The sequence below is a fragment of the Endozoicomonas euniceicola genome, assembly GCF_025562755.1.
GTDB classification, from domain to species: Bacteria; Pseudomonadota; Gammaproteobacteria; order Pseudomonadales; family Endozoicomonadaceae; genus Endozoicomonas_A; species Endozoicomonas_A euniceicola.
In genome coordinates this window covers 182931-209605 of record NZ_CP103300.1, presented here as the reverse complement: position 1 = coordinate 209605, position 26675 = coordinate 182931, and the positions used below count along the sequence as shown (strand labels likewise).

8 protein-coding genes are annotated in these 26675 nt (G+C 47.6%); 3 read left to right on the top strand and 5 right to left on the bottom strand.

All coding sequences use genetic code 11. The features are described 5' to 3' along the window. Nucleotides 1-7: 7 nt before the first annotated feature. On the bottom strand, nucleotides 8-1075 hold the full coding sequence (locus tag NX720_RS00755; protein WP_262598792.1) for a Ppx/GppA phosphatase family protein: 1068 nt from the start codon (nucleotides 1073-1075) through the stop codon (nucleotides 8-10). A 244-nt stretch (nucleotides 1076-1319) separates the two neighbouring features. Between NX720_RS00755 and NX720_RS00750 the strand changes: the two genes are divergently transcribed. Both NX720_RS00750 and ung read left to right on the top strand, forming a co-directional pair. Next, nucleotides 1320-2318, top strand: a complete 999-nt coding sequence (locus NX720_RS00750; RefSeq protein ID WP_262598791.1) for an ankyrin repeat domain-containing protein — start codon at nucleotides 1320-1322, stop codon at nucleotides 2316-2318. Between the two features lie 452 nt (nucleotides 2319-2770). After that, nucleotides 2771-3460 carry a uracil-DNA glycosylase gene (gene ung / locus NX720_RS00745; protein WP_262598790.1) on the top strand — a complete coding sequence of 230 codons (690 nt, stop codon included), beginning with the start codon at nucleotides 2771-2773 and terminating at the stop codon, nucleotides 3458-3460. A 60-nt stretch (nucleotides 3461-3520) separates the two neighbouring features. Here the strand turns inward: ung and NX720_RS00740 are convergent, their stop codons facing one another. The 4 genes from NX720_RS00740 to NX720_RS00725 form a co-directional block, all read right to left on the bottom strand. Beyond that, nucleotides 3521-4138, bottom strand: coding sequence for a hypothetical protein (locus NX720_RS00740; RefSeq protein ID WP_262598789.1), 618 nt, complete (start codon nucleotides 4136-4138; stop codon nucleotides 3521-3523). Between the two features lie 132 nt (nucleotides 4139-4270). After that, entirely contained in the window at nucleotides 4271-5284 is a 1014-nt protein-coding gene (gene ansA / locus NX720_RS00735) for an asparaginase (protein WP_262598788.1), read from the bottom strand. A gap of 69 nt (nucleotides 5285-5353) precedes the next feature. Continuing rightward, a complete protein-coding gene (gene nhaC / locus NX720_RS00730; protein WP_262598787.1) occupies nucleotides 5354-6766 on the bottom strand; it encodes a Na+/H+ antiporter NhaC in 1413 nt (470 codons plus the stop codon). A 288-nt stretch (nucleotides 6767-7054) separates the two neighbouring features. Next, a complete protein-coding gene (locus NX720_RS00725) occupies nucleotides 7055-26134 on the bottom strand; it encodes a TcdA/TcdB catalytic glycosyltransferase domain-containing protein (RefSeq protein ID WP_262598786.1) in 19080 nt (6359 codons plus the stop codon). A gap of 273 nt (nucleotides 26135-26407) precedes the next feature. Between NX720_RS00725 and NX720_RS00720 the strand changes: the two genes are divergently transcribed. Next, nucleotides 26408-26584: a hypothetical protein gene (locus NX720_RS00720; RefSeq protein WP_262598785.1), complete on the top strand. Its 177-nt coding sequence runs from the start codon at nucleotides 26408-26410 to the stop codon at nucleotides 26582-26584. Nucleotides 26585-26675: the final 91 nt, after the last annotated feature.

The following is a 26675-nucleotide window of genomic DNA, read 5'->3' as shown; positions in this document are numbered from 1 at the left end:
TCCTCGACTATTGCCAGAACGGACTGTATTCAAGAATGCTGTCCGTACTGGTTCTGTCAGTGACTTCCAGGCTGAGGATGCCCAGCTTCTGCATAAAACCGTAAACCATAATGGCATTTGACAGCGTCAGGTGAGAGAAACCCTGATGCTGATGATAATCCGGCTGGTTCAGCTGTTGCTCCTGGTCTGGTGGATGATGTTCGGTCTGTTCACGGATCAGGGTGCGATCAATAAACTGCTTCACTTCATTCTGTGTGACCAGCAGTTGCCCGGGTTCCGTTTTCACTGCCTCCAGAAGGCTGTACTGAAAGAGGCTGCCAATGGCCACGACCTCGCCATTATTGCGGACGATTTGTGAGCGAACCAGTTTGGGAACCTTTCCCGCCAGGTGGTGCGCAAACCTTAACCCTTCTTCAAACTGTTCTTTGGTTAATGGATGGAGATTGCTGTCTTTCTGCCAGTCCTTGCCCTGAGCCACTTCCAGCAGATAGCGGAAAAATGATCGGGAGCCAGAATCTCCCTTGTAAGCCAGAGTGTCGGCGGTGGGGTCGTCTGCAATCAGTTGGTAGCTGTTGTTGCCAATGTCCCAGACGACGGGTTTATCTGGCTTTTTGCTGGCGCGCAGCGCGGTGAAATAGTCCATCCGGTCTTCATTCGCCTGGGTCAGTATCTGCATCACCAGGCCGGTTTTACCCTGCAGGGTTGACTGAACCTCTACCTTGTTGCTGGTAATCCTCATGGCTTCTGTTGCAATCACCTTGATATGGGGTGTGTGGTAGTAGCTGGCTTTATCTTTCAGTCTCAGAAATATATCGGACAGGGCGCCAAGGGTAGCTTTATCAATAGTGTGGCGGTCATTATTCAGCACCTTGTCATGTAAACGGAAAGTGATACTGTCCTGATCTTTAATCTCCAGAATGGTGTCAGTGTTGCTATTCACGTCTGCAATCGCGTATTTGATGGCGCTTGAGCCGACTTCGATAGCCATACGTCGTTCGACGCTGTCTGTGGCGAACAGTGGTGATGCGATCAGGCAGGTGGAAATCAGCCAATGGTGCAATAGAGAAGGTTTCATAAAAACTCCTTTGGGCAATCAAAGGAATTGTCGGCCACAGGGTGTGGTTGTTAATGGTCGGTGCAGAGGAGCAGGTTCTCATCGGCAAAGTCAAAGAAAGCTCTCGTATAAGGGATTAAACCGCTCTCTCAAGCCTCACTTACATTCCCGAACTGAACTTACCGGCAGTGCATCCGACATTGAACTTTCGTACTTTTCTTTCCTCTAACCCACATTACTCATTTTTCGACAAGGATATTTGTTTATGGATGCCGTTGCCCCTTCTCCTTCCCCCGTTTCCGTACCGGAGGAGGGTGTCTGTCACATTTGCTTTCTGGATTTCCATGGTCGTGAAGTGACGCCGGTCATCGTCACACCACAACTGTGCGGTCATCGCTACGATCTTCACTGTATTACAGGATGGTTTGAAGGACTGTCGCTGGATAACCGGGTCTGTTGCCTTTGCCGGAAAAAGGCATTGCCTCTGAAGGTGGTTTCAGGTGTGCCTGATGAGGAGAGTCCCTTTATTCAACATGAGGCATTAGAGGCGGTGTATCAGGGAAACACTGAGAAACTCGCCTCCATGCTGACCATTGCCCCTGAGCTTGCATTGAGGTTTTTTCATGATCCGGTGATTGATAAAGATATCACATTGCTGCATGCCGCAGCCTGGAAAGGTAAGGCCGATTGCCTGCAAGTCCTGATCAACGCCGGAGCCAATATCGACATTTCCCGGCATTCGGATGGCATCACCCCGGCGTTCGTGGCAGCCGCGAACGGCAAGACCGACTGCCTGAAAGCCCTGATCGAAGCCGGGGCCAATGTCGACATTCCCCGGTTTACGGATGGCGCCACCCCAACGTTAATCGCTGTCCAGAACCTCTATTTAGACAGCCTGCAAGTCCTGATCGAAGCCGGGGCTAATGTCGACATTCCCCGGCATTCGGATGGCGCCACCCCGGTGTTAATCGCTGTCGAGAAAGGTTTTTTCGACTACCTGAACCCTTTGATCGAAGCTGGGGCCGATCTCAACGCTGCCCGGCATACGGACGGTGCCACCCCGATATTCATCGCGGCCCATGAAGGCAATATCTGCAGCCTGGGAGCCCTGATCAAAGGCGGGGCTAATCTTAACGCTGCCCGGCATACGGACGGTGCCACCCCGGCAGTCATCGCGGCCCGGGAAGGCTATATCTGCTGCCTGAAAGAACTGATCGAAGCCGGGGCAGAGTACGAAGAAGAAAGATGTTGTATTATCCTGTGAAAATAGCCAGAAAGTGTTGCCAGCGAGTCACTAAGGCAGCCGTAAGGGAAGCAGCAGAACATAATATACCGCTGTTGGCTGTTGGCTGTTGGCTGTTGGCTGTTGGCTGTTGGCTGTTGGCTTTTGGCTTTTGGCGGTTCGCTGTTGGCTGTATGAGCAGCTAATAGCCAACAGCCAAAAGCCCGGTAAGTTATTGAATGCTGCGCCCCTAAGCAGAATTATTGGTGTTTCTGATCGAGTCTTAAGAAAGGATTGCAGCCACCTGTTTCACGAATAAAAAAACGGAACTCAGGTGTACATCAGAGATGGACGCAGTTTCGAAGGAGCTGCCTGGCTTTTAATCTGAAACACCCTGGAATACATGGTCGAATCCGTGCATTGCTTTTATAATCCCGTCTGAATTTTTTTGATGAGTGGCTGGTTAATCATCTGGCTACTTTGGGAGAAAGCACATGCGTGAAGTAATGCTTGAGCCTACATGGAAGGCTTATCTGCAAGATGAGTTTGATAAAGAGTACATTCAGACCCTGAGAAGCTTTTTGCTGGCTGAAAAAGCGGCGGGCAAAACCATTTACCCCCATGGAGATGAATACTTCAATGCCCTGAACCTGACGCCTTTCGAACAGGTAAAGGTGGTGATTCTGGGACAGGACCCTTACCACGGTCCGGGTCAGGCTCATGGGCTGTCGTTTTCGGTTCGACCCGATATAGCCATTCCACCGTCCCTGGTGAACATGTACAAAGAGCTGCACAGTGATCTGGGCATTGAGCCAGCCCGGCATGGCTACCTGGAGCATTGGGCGCAGCAGGGTGTTCTGCTGTTAAACAGCGTACTGACGGTGCAGCATAAGCAGGCTGCGTCGCACCAGGGACGAGGTTGGGAAGAGTTTACCGACCGCATCATTGCCGAGCTGAATGAAAAACGTGAAAACATTGTTTTTATACTCTGGGGAAGTTATGCCCAGCGAAAAGGGCGCTTTATTGATACTTCAAAACATTGCGTGATCAAGTCGGTGCACCCATCCCCCCTGTCGGCTTACCGTGGCTTTTTTGGCAGTAAACCGTTTTCCAGGGCTAATGATTATCTGAGTTCCTGCGGGATCAGCCCAGTGGACTGGCGCTTGCCTGCTGTCGTTAATTAATAAATAACCCGGGACGTATGAAAAGCGCTTCTTCAGTTTTCTGAAGGGGCGACCGGGTACTTAATCAACAGCGGAACATACTTTGAAAACCGCCCACTCTTCCCCGATACATTGGACATGATTAAAAATGGCTGTTACGTACAGGTCCAGCATAAATTGATCCTTGTTCGCGTGCTGGATTAGTCCGTAGTGAGTGTCAAATATCTGCGTCACCCTGCCATCATACCGCAGGCCAATAACATGCCCGGAAAGATATCCTGAATCTTGTTTTTTATCGAATACGAACAGGCAGTGACAGGGCTCACGTGAGACCCATTCATAAATGCTTTGAACATTAAAGCACCCGAAGCCTCGCATGGACTCCCGGGAATCCAGGTTCATATGGTGGAGTATGGGGATAATAATATCAGATCGTTCGCCTCCCGGGGGCATGGGGAGTATTCCGGAGGCCGACTGAATGATTGCCATCTCGTGAACAGAACCCAGCTCATGGACACTTAACACCCCTGTCCCCTCGGAAGCGATGCTCTTTTTTAGCCAGGTTATTGCGGCCCCCAGACATAACCCGGCCGAGTCTTTGTTATAGCTTGCCTCCATTATGGTTCTGCCGGCAACGACTCTTTTGCGCCAGCGGGAATAAATGGACGCCCGGGGAGTGAATGTGAAAATATTCTCCATTTTGTCCTCCAGCATTAGCACTGAATGCCATTGTGGTCTGATACGCAGGTTGGGGGGCGCGTTCTGCTCGACCCAGCCTGCGCAACAACTCTTCAGGAGAGGTACAAAAGGCGTAAAAGATTAATGCCTTGCTTATGGCAGTGTTACTTCACCCGCCAGGCTGTGTCCCAGTTGCTCTTTAACCTGCTCCACAGTCAGACCGTTAGAGAACAGGTGGTGCAACTTACAGAACATGGCTTCGGTGGTGGTATCCAGTCCACCCACGACACCGGCATTAGCCAGTGCGGAACCGGCTGCGTAACTGCCCTGATGCACCGTACCACGATGACATTGGGTCAGGTTAACGATCAGCTTGCCAGCCTCTGTCGCTTTTTTCAGGGCATTCAAGAATGCCTGGTCCCCGTCCGGACCATTGCCGGTCCCGTAAGTGCGCATGATAAAGGCTTTTACTGGCTGCTGCAGGATACTCTCAATCCATTCCGCATTAATGCCCGGGAATAGCTGCAGAATACCGACATGGGTTTCAGAGTCACAGCTCAGGAGGAACTTGGGCTCACCTTTCGGCTTGTGCAGCAGGAATTCGTCCAGCTCAATATTAATGTCCGCGCGACCCAGCCATGGGTAGTTTGGCGTGTCAAACGCGTCAAACAGATACGCGTTCTGTTTGCGGCAGCGGTTGCCGCGCATCAGGCGACCATTGAAGTACAGACACACCTCTTTAATACGCTCATCGGCTGCCAGGCTCAGGGCGCCGACCAGGTTTTCCAGGCCGTCAGTGCGGGCTTCGCACAGAGGAATCTGAGAACCGGTGAAAATAACAGGCTTGCTCAGGTTACGCAGCATAAAGGACATCATAGAGCAGGAGTAGGCCATGGTGTCGGTGCCATGTAGTACCACAAAACCGTCGTATTGGTCGTATTTGCTGGCGATATCGTTAGCAATTTGCTTCCAGTTATCCGGACGGATATTGCTGGAGTCAATCAGTTGCCCGTATTCACCCAGGTCAAAATCAGGCAGGCTGGTACGAACATTAACAGGCAGTTTTTCTTCCAGCAGACCCATCAGGTTTTCTGCTGGCGCGTAGCCGGAGTCCGTAGGCTTCATACCAATGGTACCGCCGGTGTAGGCAACGTAGATTTTTTTCATCTTCATTTCTCTAGAAAAACGCCCGGAACAGTCCGGGCGCATAACTAAACAGTTTGATTAGTGCAGGGTTCAGACAGGCTGCAGTTGTAAAGACTTGACGTACTTGTTGTCGTCAGGACGGAATTTACCCAGGTACGCAAAAGCAATCACCAGGGCGATGCCGGCAAAACTCATCCACATGTAGGGAACGTACTCAAAAGTGGAAACGCCCAGCAGGCCTGCCATGAAAATACCGTTATCGCTCCATGGTACCATACCCGATGTCAGCGTTCCGCCGAATTCCGCAGAGCGGGAGAGCATGCGACGGTCTACGTTCATGCGGTCGTAGCTGCCGGACATGATCTTAGGGGTCAGGATCAGGGATACGTACATGGCACTGCCGAATACATTGGCAAAGAAGGCGGTTACGACGGTGTAAGCGGTCAGGTTGCCTTCGTTGGTGATGCGGTTTTCGTACTGTTTGGCAACGGTCTCCAGAATGCCCACTTTATCCAGCAGACCACCAAAGCCCAGACCGAAGATGATCACGGCCACAGAGCCCAGCATGTTAGACATACCACCACGGTTCAGAATGTTATCGATAAACGCATTGCCGGATTCCATGGTCAGTGGTGCCCACATGCTGCTCAGTGCTTCAACCGGCGCACGGTCCTGAAACAGGATGGCCCATAGCATACCCAGAACAGAACCAAACATGATGACCGGGTAAGAGGGCATCTTGCGGGACAGCATAAACAGAACAGCCGCCACAGGTATAAACGCCATTGGGGAAATACTGAAGTGAGATTCCATCACTTCCATAACCGCCTGAACCTGAGCCATATCAGCGTTACCGGTGAACTGGAAACCATAGATGGTGAAGGCAATCGCCGTCAGGATATAAGCGGTCAGACTGATTGGCAGCATGCCTTTGATGTGATCGACGATTTCAACGTCAGACATGGAAGAGGCCAGAATAACAGAGTCAGACAGAGGCGACAGTTTGTCACCAAAGTAAACGCCTGACAGGATGGCGCCTGCGGTGACGGGTGCCGGAACCCCCAGACCCTGACCGATACCCATCATGGCAATACCGGCGGTACCGGCAGCACCCCAGGACGTGCCGGTGGCCAGAGCCGTCATGGAGCAGATGATCAGCGTGGCCAGCAGGAAGATGGATGGATGAATTGACATCAGTCCATAGTAAATAATGCTGGGTACAATACCACCGGCAATCCAGGTACCGACCAGGGCACCCACCGCCAGCAGAATCAGGATGGCGCCCATACCCTTAAAGATACCTTCCGCCGCAGCAGCTTCCAGGTCTTTGTAGCTGTGACCCAGTTTGACACCCAGACCCATCGCCAGGAACCAGCCAACACACAACGCCAGTTGAATAGGCAGGTCCAGTTTGGCTGTGAATGAAAAAGCCAGCGCCAGGAATGTACCCAGTACCAGAAAAACCTGCAACATAGACGGCAGGCGTTTAGAATTTTTGTGCATTAAGAGTAACTCCATGAAACCTCGTAATAGCTGGCACATTATCTCACTCCACAGGGCTGGATATATGTTGATCTATGTCATGTAAATTTTCGCCAGCGAACGGAAAATTTTGTTTTTTGATGCAGGTCAATTTCTGATCGTCATGGTTCATGACTAAGTGATTCTGTAAATAGTGGAAGTTTGCCTCCTGTTTGCGTAACCCGCCTGTCTGTCATGGCGGGTTACCTAAGCATTCATCTGTTAATGAGTATGAGAAAGTAGGCAAGCACCATTGATAATGCGCAAGCCCTAAGAATTACTCCCGGGTGTTGTGTTGCTCAGGGTTGAAGATATGTTCAGGCTCGGGGTCATGGTTGAGTTATACGTTGGAATAAGTGTTGTGGCTGGGGAGCCCGCATCGGATTTTGCAGCTTCGAACTGACTCATGGACTGTACCAGGGTGTTGATATGCCGGTAAATCTCTACACTGGCTCTGTTTTCTGGCCGAGGTTTGGGGTAGACGGTTTTTTCGCTCTCCATTAGCCGGTCTTCAAGAGTCTGCTGTGAGTCTGGCAATAAGCGACTGACCAGCGCCTTTGCTCCTTCAAGCAGCCGCTGTAGGCCCCGGGTTTTATTTTGTTCTCCGGTATCTCCGGAGCCCTGGTCGGCTCCAGTGATCCACTCTTGCGGGTTCTGACTGACCAGCCCGCCATGGAAATAGATGCTGCCCAGCGTGTTTGTGGACAATAGCGCAATGACCCGGCCGCTTTCTCTGGAGAGCAGCTGCAGGGTATGGTTATCGTTTAAGAGGCTGGCAATATTATCCGGACTATCCAGGTGGTGGCGCAGCACTCCAGTCTCTTTATTACAAAGAACCGGCAAAACATCCTCTGGAGCCATGCCCACCAGAAACAGGGTGAGGCTTCCGGCACCTTCCAGCTGCCGTAAGTCTGCCTTTGACTCAGGCGACAGAATGACCGTATGTTTCCCCTGGTTGTCTACCCCCAGGGCATTAACGGGAGCCCGGAGATCATAGATGTCGTCTCCGGCACCGCCCTTGAGAATGTTGATGCCAAGATGGTCACCCGGAAAGCTGTAACAGAAGTCTCTGGCTTGTGAAGGTGGATAATTTTTTGAGGTACTCAACGCTGGTGAACCGGTCGCCACCATCAACAGGTCGTTACCTCCATGCCCCCGGACTTCCGTTGGCTTGCTCCAGCCTTTGCAGTAAAGAATATTGTCCAGACTGTTTCCATCCAGCAAATTTTGGCTGTCTTTATTGTCTGATTTTATTAGAACCGGCGCTGCATGGTTGAGCATAAAGGCTAATCGACTAAGACTGAACAACTGGTTGCTTTCCTGGTCAGCCATGATTATGCCATCCAGGCCCGGCCATCGATCCAGAAGGGCGGCCAGCAGAATTGGTTGCAGATTACCAAAGTCAGGTAAGCGACCGTTCAGAGGACCCAGGTCAACGTGTTCATCAAGCAGCACCGCCTGCCATTCCGGGTTTTCACTGTTCAGCTCACGCAACTCAGCGTCGATGACTGAGCCCTGTATGACCCGATAATGACGATGTTGCTGCTGATCATTGATCAGCATGACATTAATAGCCGACTGCAGGTTGGAAAGTGCTCCGCTGCGAATCAGAACCTGGCCCTGCCAGGCTTCCCAGCGGCTCTTGCCTTCATTGCTACGAAAGATGAAGCGCAGCTGTGCTGGTTCATTAATGCCGTAAAACACCGCGTATACAGGTGCTCTTTCCTTACCCCCTGGCAATTTCCGCAGAACGTGGGGAAAGCGGGTTTCAGGTTTAATGCTAAAGGCTGGATCCGCCAGCTGTTTCTGGGTGATCAGAGGGAAACCGGCATTTGTCGCCTGTTCACCCGCGCATTTGATGTACTTTTTACCTTCCGGTAATGGATATGGTTTGTTGCAGCGAAAACGGAGCTCACCGATCCGGGGGCTGGCAGCCCGCCCCCGCTTCAGCCGCAAGTCATCGGTACATAAATGACAGTCGCTGCTGTCATCGAACTGAAGGGGGCGATACACCCGGTTTGCGGGTGAATGGGCTGCAGCCTGGCGAATCAGTACATCACCACTGGCAAACTGGCTTTGCTTGAGAGTGATAGACAGCCTGGCGTGATTATAACCGCCATGATTCTCTCGTTTGCTGAAGTGGATGACCAGCTGATTGCCTGAACGGGTGGGGGTGGCCCTGAAACCATCGGCAAGATCGATCAATAATGGGGTTTCTGGTGTTGGCGAGAAGGTGTAATGGGTGTTCTCCAGCGTTTGGTTATCCACGACGAACGGGAGCAGTACCTCCCGGTTTTTGGTAATGTCATCCTTCAGCCCGCTAAGCCAGAGACGTCGGTCATCAGGCGACATGAAACTGGTTTCACTGAAAATCAGTTGGGTGGGAGCGGGTGAGAGCCCGTCGAGGTCGGACCAGGCCTGGGCGATGACAATGTCACCTGAGTCAGGATCAAAGCGATCCTTCAATATCAGGTCATACCCCTTGCGCCGGGCTCTGAATTGATGGGAAGGTGCCCGGATTTGGATTCGGTTGTAGGAATCGGCCTTGTCGGTGCCGGTATCCCTGTTGAGGATAATGACGGTTTGACTGAAATAACGCAGATCACTGGGCAGCACAGTGAACTGATCGGCTCCCTGCTTGCCATCCAGGAGGATGCTGAAGTCGTTGCTGGCCTTGAAATCAGTGCGCAGCCTGACTCCATGGCTTCCGTCATCGGTATAAATGGTATCCATGTAGAACTTTGACGGAATGAGGTTATCGTCTCCATTGGTGCCGATCATCAATAGTTCTTTACCATTATCGATAAAGGACAGTTCGTCGAACTCCCCGATTTCAAAAGGTCCTGAGTGGGCTGTCTGGTATAGCTGGCGGGTGTCCTGGTTGTAGCACCAGGCTGTTGTGTGGTTGGAGCCTGAATCCCGGCTGCCAATCAGGGTCAGGGCATCGGTGTCAGCACTGGCCGGACCGATGAATGCCCTTTCTTGCCCTGAGTCATACCAGGCAGTATGGGTGTACTGACCAGGCATATTGTCGGCAAGTTTAAGGCGCAGCAGTTTATTCTGGGGGAAGCTGGCTAATGTCGTGTTCGGCAGCTGGTTCCCAAGGACGTCTTTCATCAGTTCGACCAGGTGTTTTTGGCGATGACTGAAATGGGTTCCCTGCATATCCGGATAGCGGTAACTGATGGGTTCTGTCTGGTCGAATGACTGGCTGTTCAGGTCGTAGCCGATTAATAACCGGTGATTTTCAGAGATCTCAAACAGAAATCCCCGGTGGTTGCCCAGCCAGAAGTTGTCCATCGCATTCCACTGGTAGTCGCCCTCAGGAGCCTCTTTCAGCTGACGGCAGGCTGGGGAAATTTTGTCCATAAATGCTGGCGGCAAGGTGTTGGCGAAGAAGGTGTTGCTGCCACAATAGGGGTGGTCATTCCCGGCCCCGGTCGGCAGGAACCGGAACAGCCCCGGCTGTTTTCCCCCGGACGTTTTGATGGTGGCCAGCAGGCCGTCAGCCACTTTTCCGCTGAACGTTACAGCGCTATTTGCAGGCAGGGTCAGCAAGGTGTTGTCCCTGGCGTCAAACCATAACTCCTGTTGTTTCAGGAAGTTCAGCTGGCTTTCCTGCAATTCAGTCACCAGGGGCAGCCCGATCAGGTCCGGGGCCACAAAACCGAACTGTTCGAACTGGCGGAATAAAGCCGTCAGTTCAACCTTGAGGTTGTCGATGAATGTTTTTGCCTGTGCGTCACTCCAATCACCCGAGGGGGGGAGGGGGCTTGCCGTTGTCGAGCCGCTGGTCCGGGGAGAAGGTGCTGTACTGCTGTTGTTAAAGGACTGCCGATAAACTTTTTGAGCGATCAACCCAAGATCCAGCCCTCTCAGGTAGGCACCATTAACCCTCGGTAGTTGGTGGTAATGGATCGGTTGGGAAGCTGAAAGCGGGATCGTTCTTCCGCTCTCAGGCAACTCCCAGCCGTCAAATTGATAAGCCTCCGACGAGGGATAGCTGGCCAGGCTTGAAGAGCGAACAAGGCTTTCGTCAGGAATCTCTATCATCATGCCGCTGTCGGTACTGGTGAGCATTCCCCCCGGCTTTGACCAGATATGAGTAAACCGGCCATCCTGCTGGCGACTCAGGCGGTTTTTATGGTTCTTATCCAGCGCGATAATGGTGAACTCCGCAGCGTCATGAAGTTTGACCCATTCTGTGGCCGCCTCTGGCTGATGAATTCTGGCGTAGTACAGGTCTTTGGACTGCTCGCTGAGCATGACGTAAATCACATCCTCTCCCTGTCGGAAACGGTGCAGCGGTATGTGTTCACGGTGCAGTGTATCCATGACCGCAGGATTGAGCCTCAGGTAGTGGCGGCCATCAGTCTGGCTGATACACGGGTTGGATGGAATATCCCGTGGCAGGTGCAGGAGTCCGTCTGTGGCATTGAACCTGGCCCCCCAGTTTCCGCTTGCTCCCTTACTGTCCTGGCAATGGGTTTGCAGCTCCCGGGCACCGGGGAAATCAAAGAGACTGCTTAGGTAGGACATGGCTACTTTATTTTTCGGGTCGTAAAAGCCACTGGCGGTGATGTCATCAATGCCTTTGGTGTCGCTGATGTAAAGGGGCAGCATGCCTCTGTGTTGATGTAATTGACCGAAGGCTTCATCCAGTGACCCGGGAGAGGTACTGATGTATATGGCATTGGACCGGACACTGCCCGGTGGGTTGGCTGAAAGGGTGAAGGCCACTCCCCGTTCCGTTGTCACCAGATAACTGTTGATGCCATCTTCTTTGGTGTCCGGCTTGTCGATGGGGGTAAACGATTGAACCGGATAGTTAAAGCCATTGGAGTTCTGGAAAAGGGAGTAAAGACCCTGGCGCTGGGTGTAGGTCTTTTTGAATAACTCATTGACGACTTGTCCTGAGTACACTTCTCTGGCTTTCGGGCCGTAGAAAAAATAACCGTATTCCGGGCTGCCGTCGATGGGGATGACCCGGTCTCCATTAGCGACTTCTGGCAGAATCAGAAAGATCTCTACCTTATGCTTCGTGTCGAACCACAGGGAGGTTCGTGTAAAGCGAATCTGCTGTATGGGGGTGTTTTTAGCTGGCAGGGGAATTAGCTCAGAACTGCTACCAGGGAAGTAGCAGCTAAACTCACTTTTGGACAAGTTCGTCACAACCTTGTAAAAGGAGGTCTTGTAGATGCTAAATTCTCTGCCCGGGCAGTCCCGCAGTTTCACAGGCAGAAAACGTTTCAGGGGTCCGAAACGCCTAAGCACCTGCTCGTAGTCTTTAACGCGTGCAGCGAAATCCGTCAGGGGACGACTGGAGTACAGCAGTTGCACTTTGACATAGGTGGATTTCGAGTAATCATCCACCTTTTCTGATACTTTTGCGAACAGTGTATTGGCATCGAATCGCTGGCGACGACCCTCAGGTCGCAGGAATGGTTTAACAAGGCCGGAACCTAAAATCATTTCGCCAAGCTTGGCTATTCCCTGCTGCCAGCTCTCTTTGCTGGTCAGGAGCGGTTTTAATTCAGCGATATCACGCTGGATGGTGGGCGGGGCGAAATGCGGGCTGATGGTCAGTAGTGCCCGTTCATCAACAATGTTGATTCGATATTGCTGATCCGCGTCAGCGCCTGGCCAGTATCCGGTAAATACAATTTTGTTGGTAAGCCGGGTGGTTTGTTCACCCGCCTCTGCCGGGGGAATGTCCCCGGTCAACTCGACGGTGAGCTGGCCTGCGGCCGGGTCAAAATGAACCTTGCAGTTAGTGCCTTCTTCATTTTGATTCTCTGAGCAGTGGTAGGTATTCTCGCGGTTTGGAGGACGGATAAACCATTGGGCTGTTGTGTTTTGGGGATTATTGACCCATAGGTGTCTGACGGTTGTCGGGGCCTCTTCTTTTGTCTTTCCTGAGTTAGAAAGGCGCCTCAATAACTTCGATATCGTTGCGAGCACAGGATTGCGTGAATTCTTTCCGGGGCTTTCCCGGGTTGGCGCAGGGAAGAAGGTGAGAGTTTGAATGGCCTTGCTGCTAGCGGGTACCGAAACGTGGTAGTCCACTTTTCCAGCCAAATCCCTGGAATAAGGAAAAGCAAGTTGGTAGCTTTTATCATCCAGGCGAAGGGTCGTGTTGGTTTTCAGGTATTTGTGATTATCGATACCCACCAGAACTTTTTGATAGGTTTTTGTTTCATAATCGGTGCTTGACCCCCCATGAGGGCTACCCGTTCTTTCAGCGTAATTCACTGAAGCCCTGGGATTAAAGCTTATTTTTGAATTGGTTTTCCCGGCCTCCTGAAACAGCTTTTTGACTTCCAGAGTGTCTGACCCGGTGACCGAGCTGTCTATATAACTCAGGTCAATTTGTTGATCAGGCATGACAGGCATAACAATGGTTGACGCGTCCTTTAAGAAGGCGTCCACATTGAAAGAGCCATCCTGACAGTCATATTTCTCCAGCCGACCGCCCGCTTTACAGGCGGATTTAAGGTAAGCTGAAATCAGATCCGCTTTTTCACGCCTGGTGAAGCTGGATGAGGTTTTATCATTCGAGTAAAGTCCGCCATGGCTTGAGATAAATGCTTCGAAGTCATAGGTGTCCACCATGAACCGGGTCATCTTAAGCGTCTTGCTTATCAGGTCAATTTCCCGGAAACCAAGCCGCATGCCGATTTCTTCTGTAGCAGTCTTGACCAGGTTAATGAGTTTTCTAGTGGTTATTGGACTTTTTAGAAAATACTTTGGATCCAGCTGCTCGTAAATAACTTTGAAAAACTTGTTAACTTCGGCAATAGCTTCCCGTGTACGCTGGTCAATGATCTTCTGCATTTCATCTTCAAGGTAAAAGCCAAAGAACATTGAAAAGAGACTGTAAGCAACGGCAATCACCCAGCCAACAGGACCAGCGTAAGAGACAAAGGAAACCGCAAATCCGGTCCACTCCACAATCACCATTTTTTGGTAGAGGTCTTTAATTTCCGGGTCATCAATTTCTGACCAGACGTATGTGGTCAGGCTGGCGCTGACCAGCGATAGCGCAGGATCGAGCAGTTTACCGGCTGTTTTAAGCCCTTTGATCATTTTCAGGGATTTTGTTGCTTTTATGGTCGTCCTGGCGCCGGTTGTAGCACCTTTCAGGGCAGAAAGCCTGCCTGCCGTTGACAGTTGCAGGTTACTCCCCGGTTTTGCCAGTGGCTTGAGGGTTTTGGTTTTGCTCAACTCTGCCAGGTCCTGAACCAGCTCAATGGCTTCGATAGCGCCTAATCCCAGGTTGATAAACGCCTGGGCCTGCAACGACCTGTGGACGGAGTCGCTCATCCAGGGCAGTTTGTCGATGGTGTCCAGAATGGTTTCAGCCCTAGCCCATGCGGCTACCATTTGGGCAGTATCCGCCACAGAGACCAGGGCAAGCCCTTTTTGTGTGCTGCTGTTTGGTCGAACCAGCTTTTTGATATTCCGTGAGAAGGATCCCATGGCCTTGCTGGCTTTGGTCTGGCCAAAGCTTTTTTTCACAGCAAAGGGAACGTCGGATGTAAAGGAGGTCGGCTGAACATCCCTGGTCGTCGGATGAACAAAGTCCATACTCCAGCCCTGATCCGTTTTTTTCAGGGTATCCAGTATCGGGATGTAATCGTCGCTGAGGTTATGGTCTGCGTAGATAGACGACATTACATCAGTAAAAGCCAGAGCCAGAGCCTCTGCTTTTATCCGCTTTTCAGCCAGCTGACTGGCTGGATTGGGAGTTATTAGCTGACCGGTTTGTCGCACAAGCGGCAGGTCGGGAGGAGTGACCTTGTTTTTCAGGCCATTGAGTCGAATCACTTGCTCCAGCCGATGGTAGGCCACCGGATCAAGGCGAGGGTGTGTCGTGCCTTCGGGACGGGGGGAGGTCAATCTCAGCACAGTGCTTTCGTGAGCCCGGAGGATGAACTCAGGGGCATTTTTTTCATTGGCGGATTTAAACCTGAAACTGCCAATGCGGCTGAAGCTGCCCTCGGGGCGTTTGGTGAAGGTCTTGATGAAGGCTTTAAAGGCGTCATGGTCGCCGTCTGTGTTTTGCAGCAACACTGAACCGATGGATTCCTGATGGCAGAACTGGCTGACAAAGCTATTCAGGCGGTTCACTGCCGATGGTTCTGTTGAGCTGGCCTCACCGAGTTTACCCACAAACGACAGGCTGTTATAAGCGCCTCCGGGAATGCGGGTAACCGTTCCACCATACGGCGACAGCAGTATACCCCGGGCGGGTTTGTAGAGCAGGGTTTCTGTCCCCGGGCGATGCCTGTTCTGTTGCTGCGCGGCCAGCCAGCTGTCCTCGTCAAGGGCGATGGTGGTATGGAAGCCGCGCACTGGTTTGTTGCTGAGTTGACTATCGGCTTTCTGGTTTCTTATGGCTTTCAGCCGGGCCTGAATCCTGGCAAGAAGAGAGTCAGGCCGGGTGGGGACGGCACCGATGTCCAGGCCGGGATAATTCGTGCCCGGGAGAGTGATAATGGTTCTGGGATTGTCGGAGCGGCGCAGCAACCAGTTGACGAAACGATTGATTTTTCTCTTCAAAACTACCGGGTCAGGTTTTATGCAGCCCGTATCGCGCCTTGATCGTCCGGAAGAAGAGCAGCTCGCCCCGGAAATACCGAGTACTTCTCTGGTCAGTACCTCCTGCTGCTGATGATACTGGTTTTCAAGGTTGTTCAGGTTATCGATTTTGTATCCCAGTAAGGTAGCCCTGGCCTGGAAGGTGACATCGGTAGCCTGGGATGCGATTACGGCAACAGTATCCTTCAAGATCTGTTTCTCGCTACCCAGCATCAGCCAGATGTTTTTACCTTCTTTGTCGATGAGGTTATGCACATGGATAAGTGTGCTGTTGAGGGTCTCGGGCGAGTGACCATCAATTTCAGGTCTGTCTGTGTGCCATTGGTTTTCAACAGCAGCCTTAAGTTTGGGTATTTCTTTCCTCAGGTCTGAAAATGCACTGCTGATACTGGGAGGGGTGTTAAGGAAGCTTGATGGTGGACGAAGTGTATTTTGCCGGTAGTTATTCCAGGGCTGATCATTCTGGTTACGGTCTGCCCTTTGTTCCGGGGCAGTGCGTGGGGGTATGAAAAGTGCCTGAGGGCTGGACCAGTCCATGATAGAAGAAGGTTGAGGGGCTCTGTTCTCAGTGCCAGAGGTTTGACTGCCTGCCAGGTTATTGAGCGAATGAGTGCTTAAGCGGGCTTTCTTTTTTGGGGGGGCTTTCTCATCGGCGTCACTGGTTTCGGTATCGCTGGTTTCGGTATCGCTGGTTTCGGTGTCACCGGTTTCGGTGTCGCCCTGTGTCAGGGAGAGGGGTTGATCTGCAGTTTGACTGTCAGCCGGGTCAGGGTTGTCTGGATGAGCAGAGTCAAAAGTAGCAAATTCCTCTGTTGTTAAAGTAATCAACGGAAGTTGTTCATCAGAGGCTGGAACAGGCTGGGGGCTACGGGGAATGGCAGGAACCATTGTTGGTTCTTTGGGTAAGGATTCCAAGATAGCTGCACTGATTTCACGGCCTGGAGGAGATTGAAAGAAAGAATAGAAATTTAAGCTTTGGAGCCTGTAATTATAGACGGACAAATTATAGAAAGGTGCCAGTTCTTTTTCATCAAAAACATAACTCAGAAGATTCGTCAGGCTTCCACGGGTTTCTACTTTCAGGGCAATAATAAAAGCGTATTTAAACGCCAGTCGTTCGGCATCGTTATCGCTCTGTATCGTTATTTGCCTTATGGGATTGCTCAATAGTTTTTCACGGATTAGTTCCACCAGTGCCGGGGCACTGGCAGTTAATATGATATTCTGGCTACCATCGCCATTGGTAGAAAACCTGAGGTTGCCTCCCTGACCAGTCAGGTCTGTCTGGGATAAATTTGGTCGTTGTTCCAGAAAGCTTTCAGGTGACTGGCTTCGGCCTGCATTCTGTATTTGAGTCAGCGTATTAAGCAGGGTATTCCCCTTTTCTGACTTGAAAAAAATTCTGAATTTACTGGTAGATTCGTTATATTTGTATTTGCGGTGTAGTCTTTGTTGTTTTTGAAGTACCTCTATTTCTGTCATATCGAATGAGTTTTTTAAGGATCTGAAAAAAACAGTGGGTTCTGTGCTATCTATGGCAATTTCAAGGGCTAATTTAAATCCCTTCCAACCTTGAAGGTTGTCAGAATAGGCTTCGATGGAATGTATCTCATGTTCGTACAGTTTGAATAACATTAATTCTTTCAGGCCATATACGTCAGCAACTACCTTGAGATTGAGGCTTCCATCCGGGTTAACGGTAATCCTCAGGTTTTTTTCGAAAGGTTGACGGCTCTGTGGCATAAGACGGGGCTTTTCAGCATAATCTCCGCGGGTGAGGCTCTGACCATCGCTAGTTGCATACTGAATACTAGATGCTATTTTTTTCCCCTCCTCCGTGGAAAAGAAATAATAAAATGAACCGACTCCGGACTTATAGACTTCCTCATTGAGTATTTTTACAGAAGAAAGTTCTTCAGTGTTAAAGTTTTTTCTGAACACATCTATTAACTTAGAATGGATATGTAGGATGGTAGCTGTTGAAAAGGCGGATTTAAAACTTTTCAATGTTTCATCATTTCTACTACGAATAGTAATACTGTTTACTTTCAAGCTATCAAAATTAAACAGCATAAGCTCGCTGAGGGCATGAGCATTATCAGGCATTTCAATATCAATGCTTCCATTGCTATTGATGCTGGTTTGCAGGACTAGCTCCTCAGGCGCTGACCCGGTTTGGCTGGGTAGTAGTAACTGGATTTTTTTATTGATTGTGCTGGTTGATTCTGAAGATTCACTAACATTTTCCCGGGAAATATCGTCAGTGTAACTTTCTACTATAGCGCCGTTAATCGTTTGAAATCTTATAGGGGAATCTGATGCTTCTGATGTTTCTGATGTTTCTGATGTTTCTGATGTTTCTGGTGTTTCTGATGTTTCTGGTGTTTCTGATTCTTGTTTAAGGCTTTTTAATTTGAATAATTGAGTCCTTAAAATCTCTCTGGGATCTTCAGTTAGATAGTTTTTTATTTTTAACGTGAGGTTTTTGATTATCAGTCTGGTTGAATAGGTTGCCTCCGGTGTATTATTAATATTGATTATGTTTTCGGCAAATTTAATAATGGCTTCTTTGATCAGGTCAATATGTTCACGGGTACTACTGGAGTAGTCGAAGAACACTGTAAACTCTGTTTCTGTATTCGGTGTAAATGGTATTCCGCTGTGGAGGTGGTAGCCGTAGATGGATTGAAATCTGTCATCGATTTTTTTCTTAAGGTATACAGGTGTATAAACAGTGACCCCCTGGGGGGATTTTTGGAACTCTTCCCAGGCGTCTGTAACAGCCTCAGGGTGTTGATCAATCAGTAGGATAATTTTGTTTTTTGTTGGTTGGGCTGTGGAATGGGCGAGTGCCTCAGGTGACTGATTGTTGTAGTCATAATACAGAAATCTATGTTTACTTAACGAGGGGTGTAAACCTCTGGTAATGCTGCCTTCGTTTTTGTTGGCAGATCGTGATAATAGTTTACCGAGGAAGTCTATCTGGTTAACAGGCGTTCCGTAAGGGCCGCTCTGAATAAGGCGCATAAGACAAGCCTGAGAGTACTGGTCAATATAGTTTTTTTCAGCTTCCTGACTTTGGGACTTTGCGCTCAACCATTCAGCTAGCTGCTCATCACTTTTTGTGCCATCAAATAACGTTTCCAGAAAATCCAGCTGGCTGGAGATAACTGACTTTTTTATTGTTGCCCCGGGAATAGAAACGGTGACACCTGAATTTTTTATGGTGAAATCAATTTTATTGGTGTTCAGAGAATTTTCCAGAACGTAAAGTGGCATTAACAACCCTTTTTTGTTGCCATAATGTATACTTTTTTCAACTTGTTTTAAGTGAAACACATTAAATAGATCTTGGACTGTATTCGCTTGTTTTTCTCTAATGGCTGAAGAAGCTTTTATCTTGAAAAAATTTTCCGTCAGATCGTAATCACTTCTGGAATTGGGTGTTTGATAGAACTCAAGGGTTTTTTTGTCATTCTCGTTTAAAGTTGGAATAACACCGTTGTGTGAAAAAATGTTAGCGATCAGTCTGACCAGGGATGCACCTGTTGAGCGATTAATATAAGGAGCTTTCAGAGAATGCCCTACATGATCTTTCAATTTGTTAGTATCCAAAGAGGGCAGCACTCCCGATTGAATAGTGAGGCCGCCTTTATTGACAACAAGATAGGAACGAACAGCCCTCTCGGCCATTTCTCTGCTGCCAAAATAATAGGCCAGTCTTGAGTAGAGGTTATAACCTTTTTCCTTGCTGCTCTCCGTGGACGGGTTATTTTTCGGATCAGCAATATCAACAACATTGATACCTGATTGTTTCAGAGCGTTCAGATATTTTTGATGTTGCGTCTCTACCGCTGTTAATTCTTCTTTACTCGCTTCATCAAGTACCTGTTGTCTAAGGTTTACAATATTCAGAGAGCCATCACTTTGTAAAATACGGGAGATTGTCTGTTTTAGTTTGTTAAAGGCTGTTTTTTCAAGTTCTTTCTTGTCGAGTTTTCCTGTGGTTTGAATCAACTGGTCTTTGCAGGACTCCATAATGTGTTTATTGAGCAGCGTAAGGTAAACGGTGGACGAATCAATATACAGAGTGACTGGCAGGGGCTGTATACTCTTTTCTGCTATCTCAAACTTAGCTAGTTTCCAGATGTAGGTGAACACAAAGTCGACAACGTTCAAGGGGCCGAGTTTAACAATGTTGATGTTTCTGGGTATCTGAGTTGTATTTGAAAACGATTGATATGAAATGATTTCTCTTGGTTGTTCTATCAGTTTTTTAGTTTTTCTTGATACAGTGCGATACTCTGGATCCTGATCATTTGTGGATCGTACCGAAATTTGTGCAGCCCCTTTGCGATCTTTCGGGAGAGTTTCTAAATTCCCGGCCAACTGCTGAATTGATTCTGGTTCACTGTTATCAGGTTGTACGGCCAACATACCAACCTTATAAGGATAGGAACTCTCGGCTTTGGTAATAAAGGATTTTATGACACCCAGAGCCGTACTATCTTCCTGTAGCTCATTGATGTCCATACCGGCTAAAGTGAGCCAACTTATAATTCCATCGGTAGCCAGAGTCGATGTTATTGCGGTCAGGTTTTCAATCGTAAGGGTTGAGGCATTGCAGACAATCGTCAGTCCATTACCTCTCCCTCCCTCAAGTGCAAAGTTGACCTTGCCATCCCCGGACAGCAATACGAAGCCGGAGGATGGCGTTTGCTTGAGCAGAAAGGCCCTTGCATAATTGCCGGCCTGATCTGCCATGGCCTTCGCCCTGGTAAATGAATCATCATCGGTACCGATGAAGTTGTGCCAGCCGCGCCGGTTAGCTGCCTCAGCCTTGCCTTCCCGTCGGCGGATGTCGTTATACTCCACCTGTAATAAAGCCTGTTGGGAGTTGTCGGAGGTATCCATCAATGCGATCTCAGTATCCGCACCGGCGTAAAGCTGAGTGTCTGGCCCGGAGAGTAACCCCAGGGCATGGGCAATTTCCCTGGGACGGGTATCACAGCCCTTCTTACTGGTTGGTGCCCGCCTGGAGCGACAGGCAGGCTGTTCTGCCTGAAGTGCAATTTCTGCAAATGGTCTAAGGCCGTAGCGGTAGTTCAGTGCTGACGCTCCATCTGCGGAGCTATAGTCGAGGATGTAAAAATCAAAAACAGTATCACTTTTAAAGCGTTGCTTTATCCTCGAAAAAGCAGCTTCTTTGTTTTCATCATCGGTAAAGGGGGCAAGCTGCCTGATAACGTTTGAGTACTCTCTGGGGAGATACGTGTTAATAAGTGCGAGCCATTGTCCATAGGAATTAGCCTCAGTAGACAGTTTTAGTATTTTTAGCAGTTTCAGAATAACCGTCTCATCTATGTTGGCAACCACTATGCGGGCTTCAGACGGCATGGCCTCTGTCAGTCCCCGTCTGATAGAATCACTTATGTTGTCGTATAAGTAATTTTCACCACCAAAATATTCTGAATCCCGGTTTTTGAGCAAGAAGCGAGGGTATCTATTATCGTGATCAAGGCCCTTAACAATGATTTCTGCACTTGGCCTGTAAGCTGCAATACCCGGACTGGAATTGAAATAAACCGTTTCGCCATCATTGCCAAGCCTGAAAGAATATTTTGTTAACTCAGGCTTTATTACATCTATAGTATCTTCCTGGTTAGAAGGCGTAGATTTTGGATTTGTCCATTTGAATTCGAATTTCTTTTTTGAAAAAGAGTCAAATGATAAGGGGCGGTTGCTACCAGTGGCCTCTTTTGTAAATATATTTTTCTGAGCCATCTTTCTTAATAGCTCAGGAATGAAAAATGATTGATCAGCAGTGAGTTCTCCAACTCTCCCAGTGACACCTCTGGCAATAGAGCAGGCAATCAGGGATAATTTTTTTATCATTATGCCATCAGGAATAATTTTTTTTAAAACGCTGGCAAGCCGCTCTGGTGAAAGACCTCCAAGAACTATATCTTTCAGCTCCACATTATCATTGGAACCGTGACCCAAAACAGTGATTTTTGTGTTCTCGCCAATGTAGGAAGGAAGGCTGTCCATTTCTGCGGCCAGCTTGTGTTCAGTTTCATCGTAGCTTAATAAAACGCTTCTTCCTGGTATACGTTTGTTTAGGTAGTATGATTCAATGTTACTAGATATATTATTGACAGGCCCTATAAATATAACGATCAAACTGTCGTAGCTGGCTCTTTCAAAAATATCATACTTGTTATAGTCATAGGATTTGATTATTTTTTTCTGCTCTGGGGTATCAGCAAAATACTGCTTAAAATCACTTAGCTGAAAGTTTTTTGCAGATGCCTTACGCATTTCTGCAACTCGCTTCAGAGCACCAATACCAAATAATTTTGAGTTAATTTTGTAATTGTTATATGGATGGAATGCTACGGAGAACGAACTGTCAACTATGTTTTCAATTTCACTTTCTTTGACAGGAGTTTTTTTTGTGTGATAATAATTTTTCAGAATTGAATTAACTGCTTCCTTGTTATTTATTTTTAGCCCGGTAGATGTCTCTGTATAAGACGAACTGAATATTAGATTAAGGTCTTCTAGTGCTGACCTGATCAGCATAGACTTAGGCTTTGCTACTAGGACAACGGGCTTGTTCAGGGATGTGGTTATTTTTTCACCTAATAGCACTTGATCTTTCTTGACAGGAATGTTTCCGAGGGCACTGAAAAAACGGGAAAGAATGTTTTCAGTGTCTACTCCGTCGATAGTCGCCTTGATGTTGTTTAATGTTTCAGCGGGTATAGACTTAAATTCGTCAGGGTCAATAGTTGTGACTGGAATTTTTATTTCTTTAGAAGAAGAAAGCTTATTTAATACAAGTTTTAATTTAAGTAGTTCTAGCTCCTCAGTGTTTATTTTTTGATTGTTGGGGGAATTACTATCGGAGTTTGGTCGTTTAGAAAAAAGTACTTCATTTATTTTAGGTAAAATGGTTGAGGCAAGATATAAGCCGCCCTCATTTTCTAATGACTTTAAGCCAATAAGGTATTCAGCAAGACCTGAATCACTTTTGTTGAGACTGCTCTTAACCATCAATGACTCATAGATGTCAGACGATGGGTTGAACTCAATGAGCTGGATGTTGCTAACTGATTTTGCTTCCTGCTTAAATTGATCCAACTCAGCTAGAAAAGATTGATATTGTTGCCTGTATTCATCGGAAATTATTTCTGCTACGTGATTTCGATAGGATTTATATTGCGGCTTTTGACTTTTGTGCAAATCTATTTGGTTCCATATTTCAGTATCTCCATCTATTAAGGATGACCTATAGTCCCATTCAAAGCGCTGAACTTGTCTGAGGTTTTCAAAATTAACCAGGTAGATAAACTTATCGATAGAGTATTCTTCACTGAACCACAGTTTTATCTGGTAGTTCGTATTTACTCTGGCCCATATCTTAATGTATTCAAGACGCTCTGGGGATAATGGAGCTATAGCTGAGAAATGAATAATTTTCGGAGCAAACCTTGATCTGACAGCTCTCACCGGCTGTTGCTGATTTTGGTCAGACGTCAGGACTTTAATCGCAATCTTTCTATTCTGATCCAGTGTTGATGAACTGGTGCCCTCATTGTTCTCACACCGCAAAATGATACTTTTGATGGAAGGGGTAATACCTGACAGAAGTTTTTTAATACGCTGTGCCAGTTGTGTGAGGGGTTCCGATCCTGTATCTAGAGGCTCGATCACCAGTGTATCGACCTGAACTCCGTCATCGTGGTTGGCAATAAAGCGCTTTATTTCATTGTGGCTGTTGCTGCCCTCCTGCAAACTGTCAACCGTCATTCCGGTTAACGTCAGCTGTGTGATCTTACTTTCTGGCGTGAGTTCAGTGATCAGGTTAGCAATTTGTCCGGCATTCAGGCTTTCACCGCGACCAACCAGGGTGACCGGGTTATCAGGGCCTGCCGCTATGGCATATTCAACCCGGGGTTCAGAATTGAACACAATCAAACCGCATGAGGGAGTGGCTTTCAGCAGAAAAGCTCTGGTTTTTTCATCACCTGCTGCCCTTGCTATGTTATTGGCCAGCGTAAACGAGGTGTTATCCAGGGCAATCAGGCTGTGGTAGCCCTTTCGTGTTTTTAGCCCGGCCTTGGCCTCTTCGCGGCGGGCGTTGACGTATTGCTGCTGGAATTCTGCCAGTTGTTCGTCCTGTGAGGTGTCGACCAGGGCGATATCAGTATTTGCGCTGTTTATCCTGAGCTCGGTGCTGGGGCCTGATAACAGGTTAAGGTTTGATGCCGCCTCTTTTGTTTTGCTGCCGCAGTTATCATCACCGGTAGGTGAACGGCTGATTCGACATCCGTATGTCCAGTCTGTATCAATACGGGCGAACTCTCCCGGGTAAAGGTAATTCAGAGCTTCGGCTCCCGCCGTTGTATGTATATCAAGGTGGTAAAATTCTAATAAATTACCGTTTTGCACCCTGCCTTTCATGCGTTTGAAAGCGGCTTCCCTGTCTGCGTCTGAAGTGTAGGTTTGTTCGATTGTCGTTATTGTTGTTAGCTGTGAAGGCCGGAATATTCTAATCCCTTCAATCCAGCTTTTATAGGACGCATAATTGAAAGAAAGCTTAAGCTGTTTTACTAAGCGTAAAAGAATAAATTTGTCTTTATTGGTGACAACAATTCGGTCAGAAGCGGTATCTTCTGACATCAAAGCTAAAATAACTTTTTCCGGCTCAGTGATTAATGTGTTCTTTTTTCCATCCGGTGGCGTCATCTGTTTGTTCAGGAATACTTCTGGATTCAGGTTGCTGTTGGGTAGTTTAGGGTCAATTACACTGATGTCGGGCTCATAAGAAGATAATCCGGGTTTTGCGTAGTAGTATATGTGTCCTTTGCTGATATCGTGCCTGAATATATATCGACCTGAGTAGGGATTGGCTACTTGTTTACTTTGAGTTGGATCCTTGACTCTATAAAGGAATATTTTTTTTCCTGCAGGACTGGGTACAACGTCCTGGGTTGATGCTGTAATTTCTATAGCATTGATTCCATTGTTTTTTAGGGACATTAAAAATTGTGGTATGAAACCCCTACTACCATCCCTGATGGTGCCTGCATTGCCTGAATAATTTTTTGCCAGACCGCAGCAGATAAAGTTGATTTCTTTAATTTTCATGCCTGTCGGGGCAATTTTCTTTAAAGCGGCTACGACGACTTCTGGTAAGGCGCCACCAACAGTAGAAACCCACTTAACAGGAGTAGAGTCATCACTTGATTGGCTATCAGAGGCAGCGAATATAAAACGATGTCCTGTTATAATGATTCGTGTTTTTCTGTTGATGCTGGTGAGAGGTTGACCTCGTAGTACCTGCAACTTCAGTGCACTGTCCTCTGGGTCTAAGTAATACAGAACACTGCGTCCGGGTATGGATTTGTTATCGTAATAATCCAGGTCAGAGATTTTAAGCTTATTTGAACCGATCTTAAGGTAAATGAGGCTGTCGTAGCTGGCTCGACCAAATAGCTCGTACTTATTAAAGTTGTAGGCTTTTATCTCTTTACTTTGCTCCGGGGTATTTGATGAATAAGCATTAAAGTCAGTATATTTTATGGTTTGCTTATCCGCCAGGTACTGAGCAGTACGCTCTAGAGCTCCTGCTCCATAAAATTCAGAGTCAAAAAAGTAGTCATTGTTGTTTGCATAATTAAGGTTGAATAAGGCACTGGTGATGGCTTCTGTTTTTTGTTTGGATAAGGTGATAGCTTTGTCTGTGAAATGTTTTTGTACGACACTAAAAGCTTCTTCGTAATGTATGATTTTTTTATTAGTTGAGTAAGCTGCTTTATAAATAGCGCTGACTTCCGACCAGACTTCCCTGACGAAAGCTGAATTTGGATGTGCTGCAAGTATGATGGGTTTGTGAGTTGCCGCTCCGGGTTGGTTAGCCAGCAGAATTTCGTTGTTATCAAGCGATATATCACCTAAAGGTAAAAATAAATCATCAGAATTGGTGCTGTCTATGATGTTTTTTATTTTTTTGAAAATATTTTTTGGAATGGCTGAGTAATTTTCCGCACTAACCTGTTGTTGTATAGACTCAATTCTTCCTTCTTCATAGAGTTTAATCAAGATAAGCTCTATCTTTGCCCGTTCAAAAACTGATGTATCTATATTGTTTTCGTCACTTATTATTCCCTGAAACAAACTGTCGTTTAATTTGGGAAGGGTGCTTTTGTCAAGTAGTATCCCCCCATGTTTCTCCATAGTTTTCAGACTGAGATAAGTTTCAGCCAATTGTGAGTCGCTCAAAAATACGCTGTGCGTTAACATGTTAATTTCGTTCGCATCCAGCTTATCACTGAAGTCACGTATCGTTATATTGTCTATTTGTTCAAGTTTTTCAATTTTCTGCTCTCTTGCTTCAAGATCTTCGATTATCTTTCCAGCTTCAGGCTGAACAAGCTCGGATAGAATGCTTGCTTTGTAGTCTGAAGGGGACAGCTTTAGCATTATTTCATCTATTTGAGTCCGTAGTAGTTTTTTATTGCTGTTTGCCTGGTTAAAGTTTTCGGATAGTACGGAGTCACGCCTGATCTTATCAAAAAAGACTTTGTAAATACTTTTTTTAAGCGACAGTTTTATGTTACCAGACACTATTATTTCGTAGTCAGTATTCGTTTTTGCCCATAATTTTATGTAGTCAACTTGCTCTGGCGATAGTGGATTTATAGTGAAGAAGTGGGCTTTTTTAGTCATGATATCAGGCATGATTAACTCCAGATTAGATAACTGAAATATTGTTTTTTAGCAGGTTATGAAGGCAGGCCTGGAATTGTTATCAGTACAAAGATAAGAGTTTCATCTTTGCCACTGGCAAAGGTGCGACAACCAGAATTATTATGAAGCATTAAAAAACGCATGGTAAACCCTAATGCAAACGGGGTGATCTGATCTTTTCCGTCAGTGTCAGGCTTTGTTGCTCCTCTCAAGCTCTTGGAGCATAGACGATACAACCGATTCTGCCAAATAACGCAGGCATTTATGCTGATAAAATGTTGCAGGGTTGCCATTCGCACTGTATTAGAAGACGACAATATTCGTACATTAGCCCATGAGCCCTATATGTTGTCCACGGGGCATATACACGCTTCGTCTCAAGCGAGCAAGCGCTCTTCAGGCCTGAAGAACGGTGTGTCTGTCGTGAAACAGACTGGTTAAAAACAGCATCTGTCGTAAATAGTTCCAGCATTCTCTTGGCAAGGGTAATGGTTCATGACTAAGTGATTCTGTAAATAGTGGAAGTTTGCCT